The organism is Bacillus sp. NH11B, from assembly GCF_001884205.1.
GTDB classification, from domain to species: Bacteria; Bacillota; Bacilli; order Bacillales; family Bacillaceae_G; genus Bacillus_A; species Bacillus_A proteolyticus.
The window spans coordinates 73,450-86,275 of record NZ_MAOG01000108.1 but is presented as its reverse complement, the minus strand read 5'-3'; the positions used below and the strand labels follow the sequence as shown (position 1 = coordinate 86,275).

The following is a 12,826-nucleotide window of genomic DNA, read 5'->3' as shown; positions in this document are numbered from 1 at the left end:
CCTATTGTGGAGTGAGTTAATTTCTTTGAGGGAAGGGATAAAATTACAGTCAAAAGTTTAAATTTTCTCAAAAAAGAGAAAGGTAGAAAGAATATGATATATTCATGCTATCCAATCATTTTTTCTAGGGAGATAAGGAAATGACAAATAACAATCAAATAGGTGAAAATAAGGAACAAACTATTTTTGATCATAAAGGAAATACGATTATGACAGAGGATAGGGAAATACAAATTATTTCAAAATTCGAAGAACCTCTTATTGTCGTATTAGGAAATGTACTAAGTGATGAAGAGTGCGATGAATTAATCGAATTATCTAAAAATAAGATGGAACGTTCTAAAGTTGGTTCATCCCGTGATGTAAATGATATTCGAACAAGTAGCGGTGCATTTTTGGAAGACAATGAACTTACTTCGACGATTGAAAAACGAATTTCATCTATCATGAATGTTCCTGTGGCGCATGGAGAAGGATTGCACATTTTAAATTATGAAGTGGATCAACAATATAAAGCGCACTATGATTATTTTGCGGAACATAGTAGATCAGCTGCTAATAATCGTATCAGTACGCTTATAATGTACTTAAATGATGTAGAAGAAGGCGGAGAAACATTCTTTCCGAAATTAAATCTTTCTGTACACCCTAGAAAGGGAATGGCAGTATACTTTGAGTATTTTTATCAAGATCAATCACTAAATGAGCTTACGTTACATGGAGGGGCACCTGTTACGAAGGGCGAGAAATGGATTGCAACGCAGTGGGTGAGAAGAGGTACTTATAAGTAAAAATAAGCTAGCTAGCTTATTTGACTGCACGATAATAGCGAGTATGTTACGTTTTGTTCTTCATAGCATAAGAAGAACAAAACGTTTTTTTATTAAATAAAGCAACAACTTTCGTTATAATAACAAATAATAACGGAGGATTGAGAGGAACGAAAATGAAATCTATATACATAACTGGCTATATGGGAGCCGGGAAAACAACAATTGGAAAAGCGTTAAGTAAAGAACTTTATATGGAAGTTGTAGATACAGATCAAAAAATCGAAGAGCAGAAAGAGAAAGCGATTCGGCATATTTTTGCAGAAGAAGGCGAAATGGTTTTTCGGGAATATGAAAGTGAAATGTTACGGTCACTACCGGTTCAGAATGTAATTATTACAACTGGTGGAGGGATTATTGAACGAGAGGAAAATCGAAAGTGGATGAAGGAAAATGGAACTGTCGTGTATTTATATTGTGATCCACATGTAATTGCAGAAAGGCTTCGCGAAGATACGACACGTCCACTATTTCAGAAGAAAGATATAGATGCATTTATAACGAAATTCGAATCGCGTCGAGCTTATTATGAAGAGGCACATATTCATATTGATACGACTAGTAAGTCGGTAAAGCAAATCATGAATGAATTAAAGGAAAAGATTAATGAATAAAAAAGTGGACATACTAATCAAGTAGAGGTGATGATAATATGTCTACTAATGATTATGTACGCTTTGTGACACAGCAATTTGTGTCGTATATGGATGCTCCAAAAGAGGATCGAAAACAAAAGAAAGAACAACGTCGTGCGGAGAAAGAGCCATTCTTAAACAAATGGTTTGGTGTTATGCCATTGAGCGCTGCTTTGTTTTATCGAAATGTAAAAAATAAGAGAAAAAAATCAAGTTAATCATTCTTCGTTCACTTGTGAGGCGTATAGCCAATAAAAATCCCCTAGTATAACAAGATGCTAGGGGATTTTTTGTTTATCCCGCATTAACGGGCAGTAAGGGATGAACAAAACCCCCACTGATTAAAGTTTCACTTTATTGCACAGATTCTTTTTCTTCAGTAACTGCATGTATTTTATTGTTTACCCATAAAAATCCAATTCCAATACAAATAGAAATGCCCCACCCAACAGCGGTCATAATAGCTCTCATTTCACCATATCCATCTACACCGAAAACAGAGATGAAATAGATTTTCAAGAAACTCTTTAATATAAATTGAAGACCGAAAAATAGTGTTAAATATTGCAGTGCTGGATATATACGGCTATCTCGGTAAAGCTCACGACTTTTATCGCGGTCATGACCTTGCAATGCAGCAATGTCTGCAGCGAAATATAACATCAGTGGTTTTTTTATAAAGATTGTACATATAACGATGCAGCCAAGTACGATATGATAATATGCATCATTCCATAGCATTCGTTCGGCTGATCCAGATAATAAATCTACCGTCGTATTAGAAATGAGTGTAATTAAAATAAAGAACCCTGTCACGTTAAACTGTTTTTCTTTTTTAAAGGTATACAGTGTATAAATAATCCCCGGAACAGAGGAAATTAACATCGCGTAATAAGGATCGATATAAGGTTTTGCAAATTTCCAAATGAGGAATGGGAATACGAGATAAAAGACAAGATCTAATATAGCTTTTTTATTTTGATTCATATAAATCCTCCTTAAGTCATACATATATTTTATAATATAATTTCTGAAAATTGTATAAGCTTTAATAAAAAAAAAGAAAAGTAGATGATTAGTAGATTAATAAAATTGTCCCTAGCGTAGTAAGTTTTTTTAGTATATAATAAAGGAAACGCTTTCATTTTTGTTTTGTTCACAAAATGGACGGAAAATCACATATTTACTATTGATATGTTGCTTTATAATGAAACTAATTAAATATACATGCATACAATATTGTGAAATAAATAACATAAATAATCTATATAAATGTAAACGTTACCAAAGAGAGAGGTGGAGACAATGAGTAAATTTTTCTTCAATCATAATCCAGCAACACTAGAGGATGGTAGGCTTGTTAAGTACGCTGAAATTATTTATGGAGAAGGTGGCCGTTCTGTATTAGAAAATTTAATGGTGAAGGCATCTATCAGATTGCGTGATCGTTATCCGAATAAATCTGACGAGCAGATCTCGAACCTCGTAAATAAAGGCATCCATGATATGTTTCAAAAATATGTGAGTGAGTAAGAGTAGCCAATGGCTGCTCTTATTTTTTTTGTATAAGGATTGTGCCTCTAGCTGAAAATAAGGGTGTATTTTGAAAGACTTAAAAAGGAGTGGAAAAGATGAGCAATGGAATTGGACGTTCAAAAGAAAATCTGCCGACTGATGCTAATCATGTGAGTGCAAAGGATCGTGCATATCAAAAACGTATGACAGAGAAAAAACAACGAGAGCGTAATGACGATAGAGAATAGGATGGAAAAACATCTAAAAAAAGCTCCTTCTACAGTTGAAGGAGCTTTTTTTAAGATAGAAAATGATTTGCGGTAATATAAAAGAGGCCGCCGTTTATAATTTGCATTGTAATGCGTGGTTCGTATTGTTCTTGTAATGCCTGCTTTTCAATTTCATAGCTTTCTGGAAGTTCATCGCTATCTTCGTAAAATCGATTTAAAAGGTCTAAATCGTGATTCCAACGCACTCTTGCTTCTTTTGCCCACGTATGGTCATCTTCTGCGATTATATGTTTTAAAGCGTCCTCTATACGTTGTAAACCACTTTGTGGCTTAATGATAGGGGAAAGCGTAAAACAAAAATCAGGTATTTTCGGGGTGACTCTTATCCCTGTTAAAGTGTCATGGAAGTTCGCGATCATTGTTCCAGAAATAAGGTGAATACCGATGGAATGAAGGATGTCTTTTTTTCGGTCGCATTGATAAGATACTTTTATATTTACACCAAGCCAAGGGTGGAGTGGGGTATGTGTTGCCCCGTTATGTTTCACGTCCTCGTATAACCGTATGTATGAGCCTAGTTCTTTTGTCGTTTCAAAGATTTTATGCAAACGTGGTGAACCGTAATGAATAAGTTCACCATCGTTTTCTTCGTTTTCCGGATTTGTAATAAGAGTAAGGCGCATCGGATTCGGAACGCCTCCTGTTTTTTCAAGATAGTGCCAATAGAAAGGACGGTTCATTAATAGCTTATCCATTTCAATTGTTAACTGCACGTCTAATAGGTGAGGGGAATGTTCTAAAATTTCGCAGTTATTCGCCTCAAAAAAGTTATATAAGTAATTATGAATTTCATTTTGCTGCATAGTCCTGCACCTCAGCTTCATTGCGCTTCGCAAAGTCGATAATAGATGTCAAGTTTTCCATTTTGATTCGAATTTCTCCTTCGCTTTTTGACTGTGCGAAAATTTCTTGAATATGAGCATCGATATTTTTCATGTTGATTCTCGTTAAAATTTCATCGAGTTCACCGATTACTCGTTCAAATAAATTAATTTTTTCATACAGTAGTTTTAAAATATGTTCTTCAACAGTATGCTTTGTTGCTAAGTTATAAATATGAACATCATTTTTTTGGCCAAGACGATGAATACGTCCAATTCTTTGTTCGAGTCTCATTGGATTCCACGGTAAGTCATAATTGATCATATGGCTACAAAACTGTAAGTTAATTCCTTCACCGCCGGCTTCGGTCGCGATTAACACTTGAGCATGATTTTGGAAAAGTTCCTTCATCCAGTCTTTCTTTCCGCGTTTAAATCCACCACGAAATGGAACAGAGGAAATTCCATGTTGTTGTAAGAACCATTGTAAATACATTTGTGACGCTCTATATTCAGTGAAAATGATGACTTTATCGTCAATTTCCTTTATAAGCTCTAGAGCTTTATTTGCTTTTGAGTTGAAAGGAATATGATTAATTTTGTCCATTAACACATCAATATGTGGTTCCTTTATGTAGTGTTCATTTTCTTTCTGTCTTTTTTCTACATGCTTTTTTAATGAATAGTAAACAGCTTCGCGACTACTACATGCTTCCCGTTTTAAAGTTAAAGATGAGAAAGCAGACGTGAAGGCATCTTGTCCTCGCCAATTTTCAATCGCGTTATATAGCGCTTGTTCTTCTTCATTAAACTCAACAAAAATTGTACGTACATGCCTTTTTGGCCAATCAATTCCAGTATTATGACGTCGATTTCGGACCATTACTTTGTTGATGAGAGCTTTTAAATCTTCATCAGATTCAGCCGAGCGATTTTTTGAAGCATAATATTCTTCAAAATTAGATTGGTTGCCTAAATGACCTGGTTTTAATAAAGAAACGAGGTTGAAGATTTCATCGATTTTATTTTGAACAGGAGTAGCGGTTAGTAATAAACAAAACTTCTTTTTTAATCGTTGTGCAAATTCATAGTTTTTTGTTTTATTATTTTTTAGTTTATGTGCTTCATCAATAATAATAAGGTCATATTCTAAGTTTAAAACGATATCGCGATGCGGCGACCGTTTCGCAGTATCAATTGATGAAACGATGACATCAGCTTGTTCCCAAGAATAACTTTTCTTTTGAGCGACCGCAGGAATAAAAAATTTTGTGTTTAGTTCATATGCCCACTGAGATACGAGAGAAGCTGGAACTAGAATGAGTACCTTTTTTACAAGTCCCCGCACCATATATTCTTTTAAAATAAGTCCAGCTTCGATTGTTTTTCCAAGTCCAACTTCATCTGCCAAAATCGCTTTACCATTCATTTGTTCAATAACATTTTGAGCAACTTCTAATTGATGCGGAAGTGGCGTGAAATGTGATAAGTGTTTTGGTGCTTGTAATCCATCAAAAGTAGGGACGAGTAATGATTTTTCAGTTTTATAAGCTAATTGATATAAATCCCAATTTGTCCAAGGGCCATCTTCATCAATTCTTTTTAAAAAATTATTTTGCCACGTTCGATCTACGGAAATATCGACATTCATTCAGACGCTCCCACCTTTTATAAACTAAAGTTATTATTAAAAAATATTTATTATAAGCCTTGTTGTAAGGCATTATCACAATTATTAAAAGTTAAAGAATAAGCAGTGATAAAGGGATAAATCTCAAAAGTTCTATTTAATAAGAATAAGAATAAAAAATTCTAAATTATTTTTTATGCTAGAATATTGATGAAATATAGCGAATGATGTTAGGATAATGGTGTGAAATGTGTGGAATCTTTCGTATTTTATCCAAGAAAGTAACTTTTTATTTACGCTTTCATAAAAAAATGTGATGAGATTCCGTATATCCTATCTTTTCAGAATGAAAATGTTTAGATATGGAAAGCAACTTTTATTGATTTGTCAGAGCATAAGGGGGAAAGAGCATGATTACATTACAACGTACACCGTTATTTGATGTATACGCGAAGTATGGTGGGAAAACAATCGACTTTGGTGGCTGGGAATTACCAGTTCAATTTTCAAGCATTAAAGAAGAACACGAAGCTGTACGTACAGCGGCAGGTTTGTTCGATGTGTCTCATATGGGAGAAGTTGAGGTAAAGGGTGTAGATAGTTTAGCATTTTTACAACGTGTTGTTACAAATGACGTTTCTACCTTAAAGGTAGGAGGCGCACAATATACAGCTATGTGCTACGAAAATGGTGGTACAGTAGATGATTTATTAATCTACAAACGTGGTGAAGAAGACTATTTATTAGTAATCAATGCATCAAATATCGAGAAAGATTACGAATGGTTAGCTAGCCATGTAAATGGCGATGCGACAGTAGTCAATGTTTCTAGTGAAGTTGCACAGCTTGCAATTCAAGGACCAAAAGCAGAAGGCATTTTACAAAAAGTTGTGTCAGAAGATTTGAAAGAAATTAAGTTCTTTAAATTTAAAAACGATATTCTTGTAGATGGAATTCCAGCACTTGTATCTCGTACAGGTTACACAGGTGAAGATGGATTTGAAATTTACTGTAAGAGTGAAGATGCTGCAAAGCTTTGGGAGAAACTTCTTGAAGTTGGAGCAGAAGAAGGCTTAAAAGCATGTGGTTTAGGTGCTCGTGATACACTTCGCTTCGAAGCAACATTACCACTTTATGGTCAAGAATTATCAAAAGATATTACACCGATTGAAGCTGGAATTGGCTTTGCGGTAAAACCAAATAAAGAAGCAGACTTCTTTGGAAAAGAAACGTTAAAAGAGCAAAAAGAAAACGGTGCGCCTCGTAAGTTAGTCGGCATCGAAGTAATCGAACGTGGAATTCCTCGTACGCATTACCCTGTATTTATTGGAGAAGAAAAAATCGGGGAAGTAACGAGTGGTACACAATCTCCAACGTTAAAGAAAAGCATTGGTTTAGCACTAATTGATGTAAAATACGCAGCAGTTGATACAGAAGTAGAAATTGAAATTCGTAATAAACGCGTCAAAGCAGTAGTTGTTCCAACACCATTTTATAAACGTTCAAAGTAACGGGGAGAGGGGTAGATTTCATGTTGCATCGTTATCTTCCAATGACAGAAGAAGACAAAAAAGAAATGTTACAAACGATCGGCGTTCAAACGATCGATGAGTTATTCTCTGATATTCCAGAGAGTGTTCGTTTTAAAGGGGATTTAAAAATTAAAGAAGCAAAATCAGAGCCAGAGCTTTTAAAAGAGTTAACTCAAATGGCTAGTAAAAATGCTAACTTAAAAGAGTACGCTTCTTTCTTAGGAGCAGGTGTATATGATCATTACGCTCCAGTAATTGTAGATCACGTTATCTCTCGCTCAGAATTTTATACAGCTTACACGCCATACCAACCAGAAATTTCACAAGGGGAATTACAAGCAATCTTTGAATTCCAAACAATGATTTGTGAATTAACAGGAATGGATGTAGCAAACTCTTCTATGTACGACGGAGGTACAGCTTTAGCTGAAGCGGCAATGCTAGCAGCTGGCCATACTCGTAAAAAGAAAATTCTTGTATCTAGCGCAGTTCATCCAGAATCAAGAGCAGTACTTGAAACGTATGCAAAAGGTCAACATCTTGAAGTTGTTGAAATTAATCATAAAGATGGTGTAACTGATTTAGACGTATTACAAAGTGAAGTAGATGATACAGTTGCTTGTGTAATCGTTCAATATCCAAACTTCTTCGGACAAGTTGAAAAATTAGCTGATATTGAAAAAATCGTTCATCAACAAAAATCATTATTTATCGTTTCTTCAAATCCATTATCATTAGGCGCATTAACACCACCAGGAAAATTTGGTGCTGATATCGTAATCGGTGATGCACAACCATTTGGTATTCCAACGCAGTTTGGTGGACCACACTGTGGTTACTTTGCAACAACGAAAGCATTTATGCGTAAAATTCCAGGACGTCTTGTTGGACAAACTGTAGATTCAGATGGTAAACGTGGGTTTGTATTAACGTTACAAGCACGTGAACAGCATATTCGCCGTGATAAAGCGACGTCTAACATTTGTTCAAACCAAGCGTTAAATGCATTAGCAGCATCAGTTGCAATGACTGCGCTTGGAAAACAAGGTGTGAAAGAAATGGCACGTCAAAACATTTCTAAAGCACAATATGCAAAACGTCAATTCGAAGCGAAAGGCTTCTCTGTAACGTTCGCTGGTCCATTCTTCAATGAGTTCGTTGTAGATTGCAAACGTCCAGTTAAAGAAGTAAATGATGCATTATTACAAAAGAATATTATCGGTGGTTACGATCTAGGCCGTGATTATAAAGAGCATGAAAATCATATGCTTGTAGCAGTAACAGAGCTTCGTACAAAAGAGGAAATTGACACACTTGTAAATGAAATGGGGGCTATCCAATGAAGAACCAAGACCAAGCACTTATTTTTGAAGTGACTAAAGAAGGACGCGTAGGATATAGCTTACCCAAATTAGATGTAGAAGAAGTTAAATTAGAAGATGTATTTGAGAGCGATTATATTCGCGTTGAAGATGCAGAGCTTCCAGAAGTATCTGAACTTGATATTATGCGCCACTACACAGCGCTTTCAAACCGTAACCACGGTGTTGATTCTGGATTCTACCCACTTGGATCTTGTACGATGAAATATAATCCGAAAATCAATGAAAATGTAGCTCGTTTCGCAGGCTTTGCAAATATTCATCCACTTCAAGATGAAAAAACAGTGCAAGGTGCAATGGAATTAATGTACGATTTACAAGAACATTTAATTGAAATTACAGGTATGGATACTGTTACATTACAACCAGCAGCTGGTGCACATGGTGAATGGACGGGTTTAATGTTAATCCGTGCATATCATGAAGCAAATGGTGACTTTAACCGTACGAAAGTAATTGTTCCTGACTCTGCTCATGGAACAAATCCAGCATCTGCAACTGTAGCTGGTTTTGAAACAATTACAGTAAAATCAAATGAACATGGTCTTGTTGACTTAGATGATTTAAAACGTGTTGTAAATGAAGAAACAGCAGCACTTATGTTAACAAATCCAAATACATTAGGCCTATTCGAAGAAAATATTTTAGAAATGGCAGAAATCGTCCATAACGCAGGCGGTAAATTATACTATGATGGTGCAAACTTAAATGCGGTATTAAGTCAAGCACGCCCAGGAGATATGGGATTTGACGTTGTGCATTTAAACCTTCATAAAACATTTACAGGTCCGCATGGTGGCGGTGGCCCAGGTTCTGGTCCAGTAGGTGTGAAAGCTGATTTAATTCCGTACTTACCAAAACCAATTTTAGAAAAAACGGAAAATGGTTACCACTTCAACTACGATCGTCCAGAAGCAATTGGACGTGTGAAACCATTCTATGGTAACTTCGGAATTAACGTTCGTGCATACACATACATTCGTTCTATGGGTCCAGATGGCTTGCGTGCAGTAACGGAATATGCTGTATTAAATGCGAACTATATGATGAGAAGATTAGCTCCATTCTATGATCTTCCGTTCGATAGACATTGTAAGCATGAATTTGTATTATCAGGTCGTCGTCAAAAGAAACTTGGTGTACGTACATTAGATATTGCAAAACGTCTGCTTGATTTCGGTTACCATCCACCAACAATTTACTTCCCATTAAATGTGGAAGAATGTATTATGATTGAGCCGACAGAAACAGAATCAAAAGAAACATTAGACGGTTTCATTGATAAGATGATTCAAATCGCTAAAGAAGTAGAAGAAAATCCAGAAGTTGTACAAGAAGCGCCACATACAACGGTAATTAAACGTTTGGATGAAACATTGGCTGCACGTAAACCTGTTTTACGTTATGAAAAGCTAGCTCCTGTACAAGTTTGATTCGAATAAAAAAGAACTCGCTATATGCGGGTTCTTTTTTTTGTGCAGGTAGGATGAAAAAAGTGTTAAAAATTATTATTTTTTGTTTCATATTGCTGTAAAGAAGCAGTTTTATAGATGATTTTGTTGAAAAAGTCGGTTTGATAAAAGTATTTATTTTTGTTAGAATTTTATTGAAATTAAGAAGATGTGATGAGGCAAAAATTACTCATTTTTATGTATATGTGAAAAAACGAGCAATACGGGGGTGAAAGTGTGGGATATCGATGTTATAGAATGGTATACCATTTAGAAAATGGAGAAACAATTAAAGATATAAAAGAATTTTGTTACCGAGACCAAGGGAAAGTGCTAGAAAGAGTAGCTCATCGTGTAATGGACAATAGAGAAGTAACAGCGATTGATAAACAGGGAACGATCATTTCAATAGCATGTGAGGACATTGTAAAGGTGGAACTTGATTACATAACAGAAAGTTAACCTTGAGTCATATCGAATTATTCGATAAAATATACTGTTGAATGGTGAAGAGAGCAGAGAGGAGTTTATCATGGGTAGTACAAGACACTTTTATATGTTTATTTTAGCTTTTGTTCTTGTTGTGGCGTTAACAATTTATTTAATTGTTGATAGCAGCTGGTACAATACAGTTCATCCGGCATTCCTTCTATTTATGTATGTAGGAATTGCGGTTGTTAGTTTCGGAATGAGAGACGAAATGTTAGATCGCTTTGAAAAGTGATACATATACGAAAGACCAACAGGAAAATGTTGGTCTTTTTTTCTTGCCAAAAATAGGATGGTGTGTATATACTGTGTATATAAGGTATATACAGTATATACACACTGGAGGAAAACATGAATATTATTATTTCGAATTCTTCCCAAGACCCTATTTATGTGCAAATAAGGAAACAATTAAGCCAGCTTATTTTAAATGGTGGTTTAAAGGGTGGAGATCAGTTACCGTCTATTCGTAGCTTAGCGAAAGAATTACAAATTAGTGTAATTACAACGAAGCGTGCGTACGAGGAGCTTGAAAAAGAAGGATATATAGAAACTGTTGCTGGCAAGGGGACTTATGTTTCACGTAAAAGTAATGAACTATTAAAAGAACAGCGGCTACATCTATTGGAAAGTAAAGCGGAAGAGATTGTGAATGAAAGTAAAGTGTTGCAGCTTTCACTTGAAGATTTACAACAGATGATTGCGTATTTATACAAGGGGGAATAAGAGATGTTAGAGCTGAAAGATGTTTGTAAAACTTATCAAGACTTCTCAGTGAAAAATATAAGTTTTACATTGCCACGTGGATATATTATGGGATTTGTTGGACCGAATGGAGCGGGGAAAAGTACGACGATCAAAATGATTATGAATTTAATTAGAAAAGATAGTGGCGATATAAAAATTTTTGGCAAAGACAATAAGAAAGCCGAAAAGGAAATAAAACAAAATATCGGTTTTGTATATGATGAAAATCATTATTACGAAGATTTAACGTGTGAACAAATGAAGCGTATTATTGCACCGTTATATAAAAAGTGGGACGAAAATCAATATCAATCATATATGCAGAGATTACAAGTTCCAAAGTATAAAAAAATTAAAGAACTATCAAAAGGGATGAAAATGAAATTTGCGATTGCCATCGCACTTTCGCACCACGCAGAGTTTATCATTATGGATGAACCGACAGCAGGATTAGATCCAGTTGTCCGAAGTGAATTACTTGATATGTTGCAAGAAATTGTCATGGAAGATGAAGTATCTGTATTATTCTCAACGCATATTACAACAGATTTAGTGCGCATCGCAGATTATATTACGTTCATCAACGATGGAGAAATTATATTTACTGGTGAAAAAGATGAATTAATGGAGAACTACGTAATCGTAAAGGGAAGTAATGATTTATTAAATCGAGAAGGAAAAGAGCTGTTTGTTGGATTACGAAAAAATAAGTTTGGTTTCGAAGGTTTAGCGAAGGATAAACAAGCAATTATCGATTGGTTTGGAAATGAGGTTGTAATAGAAAAGCCTACATTAGACGATATCATCGTTTACACTGCGAAAGGGAGAGGTGCTTATGCGTCAGCTCATCTATAAAGATTTGTTCTTTTTTCGGGTAACTTGGTTAGTGAATCTTGTTCTCCCCCTTGTGTTATTTATGTTAGATCCAGGTGGTGAATTGTTATTTTCGATGAGTTGTTTATTTATAACACTTTCTTCTGTTATGACGCTAATCTTTATGGATGAAAGAAATAAAAGTGACATTGTTATAAATAGTTTACCGGTAAGTCGAAAGGATATCATTATTGCTAGATATATTTCCTGTGCAATATTCATAGTAGGCGGCATACTCTCTACGATGTTAGTTGTTTTTCTTATAAGAGGCATTGTGGTTATTGGTGATATCGGTGCATACCATCCTAATCTATACATTGAAATTCCATGGTATGAAGTAATAAATGGAGCTGTTTACGCCGTATTTTTTGTTGTGATACTTTTCCCTAGTTATTACGGTACAAAATCGAAGGTAGTAAGAAGTATAGTATCAGCAGCATCAATGGGAGTGGGTGTAATTCTTTGGATGTTTATTAGTGAGGGGCTGAATGAAACAGCACCCTCATTCATTGAGTGGATAATGAATCCTATGCATACTGGTGTATTTATAGTTGGATTCATTACATTAGTTAGTATTTACATCGCTTCTATGCTTCTTACAATTAAAATTTATGAAACGCGTGATTTGTAG

General features: G+C 35.1%; 17 protein-coding genes. 13 read left to right on the top strand and 4 right to left on the bottom strand.

Going from position 1 to position 12,826, the window contains the following annotated elements; all coding sequences use genetic code 11:
• Nucleotides 1-140: 140 nt before the first annotated feature.
• From BAU27_RS19065 to BAU27_RS19055, 3 genes are all read left to right on the top strand, one after another.
• Nucleotides 141-791, top strand: a complete 651-nt coding sequence (locus BAU27_RS19065) for a 2OG-Fe(II) oxygenase (protein ID WP_071771656.1) — start codon at nt 141-143, stop codon at nt 789-791.
• A 155-nt stretch (nt 792-946) separates the two neighbouring features.
• Nucleotides 947-1,444 (top strand): shikimate kinase, encoded by a 498-nt coding sequence (locus BAU27_RS19060; RefSeq protein WP_071747117.1) that lies wholly within the window; start codon nt 947-949, stop codon nt 1,442-1,444.
• 38 nt (nt 1,445-1,482) lie between these two features.
• Nucleotides 1,483-1,683, top strand: a complete 201-nt coding sequence (locus tag BAU27_RS19055; RefSeq protein WP_071747116.1) for a YqzE family protein — start codon at nt 1,483-1,485, stop codon at nt 1,681-1,683.
• Nucleotides 1,684-1,819: 136 nt separating this feature from the next.
• Here the strand turns inward: BAU27_RS19055 and BAU27_RS19050 are convergent, their stop codons facing one another.
• Together BAU27_RS19050 and BAU27_RS19045 are read right to left on the bottom strand one after the other, a co-directional pair.
• Entirely contained in the window at nt 1,820-2,452 is a 633-nt protein-coding gene (locus BAU27_RS19050) for a VC0807 family protein (RefSeq protein WP_071771655.1), read from the bottom strand.
• A 129-nt stretch (nt 2,453-2,581) separates the two neighbouring features.
• Entirely contained in the window at nt 2,582-2,698 is a 117-nt protein-coding gene (locus tag BAU27_RS19045; RefSeq protein WP_071747169.1) for a GTP pyrophosphokinase, read from the bottom strand.
• Nucleotides 2,699-2,770: 72 nt separating this feature from the next.
• Between BAU27_RS19045 and BAU27_RS19040 the strand changes: the two genes are divergently transcribed.
• Nucleotides 2,771-2,998 (top strand): hypothetical protein, encoded by a 228-nt coding sequence (locus BAU27_RS19040; RefSeq protein ID WP_071747114.1) that lies wholly within the window; start codon nt 2,771-2,773, stop codon nt 2,996-2,998.
• A gap of 98 nt (nt 2,999-3,096) precedes the next feature.
• Nucleotides 3,097-3,228 carry a hypothetical protein gene (locus BAU27_RS33235; RefSeq protein WP_000064673.1) on the top strand — a complete coding sequence of 44 codons (132 nt, stop codon included), beginning with the start codon at nt 3,097-3,099 and terminating at the stop codon, nt 3,226-3,228.
• Nucleotides 3,229-3,278: 50 nt separating this feature from the next.
• Here BAU27_RS33235 and BAU27_RS19030 read toward each other — a convergent pair whose 3' ends face one another.
• Both BAU27_RS19030 and BAU27_RS19025 read right to left on the bottom strand, forming a co-directional pair.
• Nucleotides 3,279-4,073, bottom strand: a complete 795-nt coding sequence (locus tag BAU27_RS19030) for a YqhG family protein (protein ID WP_071771654.1) — start codon at nt 4,071-4,073, stop codon at nt 3,279-3,281.
• A complete protein-coding gene (locus BAU27_RS19025; RefSeq protein ID WP_071747113.1) occupies nt 4,060-5,742 on the bottom strand; it encodes a DEAD/DEAH box helicase in 1,683 nt (560 codons plus the stop codon). Before BAU27_RS19025 ends, BAU27_RS19030 begins: the two co-directional genes overlap by 14 nt.
• 389 nt (nt 5,743-6,131) lie before the next feature.
• On the opposite strand from BAU27_RS19025, the gene gcvT reads away from it, so the two are divergent.
• The 8 genes from gcvT (at nt 6,132) to BAU27_RS18985 (ending at nt 12,826) form a co-directional block, all read left to right on the top strand.
• Nucleotides 6,132-7,232, top strand: coding sequence for a glycine cleavage system aminomethyltransferase GcvT (gcvT, locus tag BAU27_RS19020; protein ID WP_071771653.1), 1,101 nt, complete (start codon nt 6,132-6,134; stop codon nt 7,230-7,232).
• Nucleotides 7,233-7,252: 20 nt separating this feature from the next.
• Entirely contained in the window at nt 7,253-8,596 is a 1,344-nt protein-coding gene (gene gcvPA, locus BAU27_RS19015) for an aminomethyl-transferring glycine dehydrogenase subunit 1 (RefSeq protein ID WP_071771652.1), read from the top strand.
• Nucleotides 8,593-10,068, top strand: a complete 1,476-nt coding sequence (gene gcvPB / locus BAU27_RS19010; protein ID WP_002122485.1) for an aminomethyl-transferring glycine dehydrogenase subunit 2 — start codon at nt 8,593-8,595, stop codon at nt 10,066-10,068. Before gcvPA ends, gcvPB begins: the two co-directional genes overlap by 4 nt.
• A gap of 276 nt (nt 10,069-10,344) precedes the next feature.
• Nucleotides 10,345-10,548 carry a DUF3929 family protein gene (locus tag BAU27_RS19005; protein WP_000262494.1) on the top strand — a complete coding sequence of 68 codons (204 nt, stop codon included), beginning with the start codon at nt 10,345-10,347 and terminating at the stop codon, nt 10,546-10,548.
• A 70-nt stretch (nt 10,549-10,618) separates the two neighbouring features.
• Nucleotides 10,619-10,810 (top strand): hypothetical protein, encoded by a 192-nt coding sequence (locus BAU27_RS19000; RefSeq protein WP_000535934.1) that lies wholly within the window; start codon nt 10,619-10,621, stop codon nt 10,808-10,810.
• A 116-nt stretch (nt 10,811-10,926) separates the two neighbouring features.
• Nucleotides 10,927-11,301, top strand: coding sequence for a GntR family transcriptional regulator (locus BAU27_RS18995; protein WP_071747111.1), 375 nt, complete (start codon nt 10,927-10,929; stop codon nt 11,299-11,301).
• Nucleotides 11,302-11,304: 3 nt separating this feature from the next.
• Nucleotides 11,305-12,177, top strand: coding sequence for an ABC transporter ATP-binding protein (locus BAU27_RS18990; protein ID WP_071771651.1), 873 nt, complete (start codon nt 11,305-11,307; stop codon nt 12,175-12,177).
• The gene (locus BAU27_RS18985) at nt 12,158-12,826 is read left to right on the top strand and encodes an ABC-2 transporter permease (RefSeq protein ID WP_071747109.1); all 669 of its coding nucleotides are present in this window, start codon (nt 12,158-12,160) and stop codon (nt 12,824-12,826) included. The genes BAU27_RS18990 and BAU27_RS18985 overlap by 20 nt, the downstream gene beginning before the upstream one ends.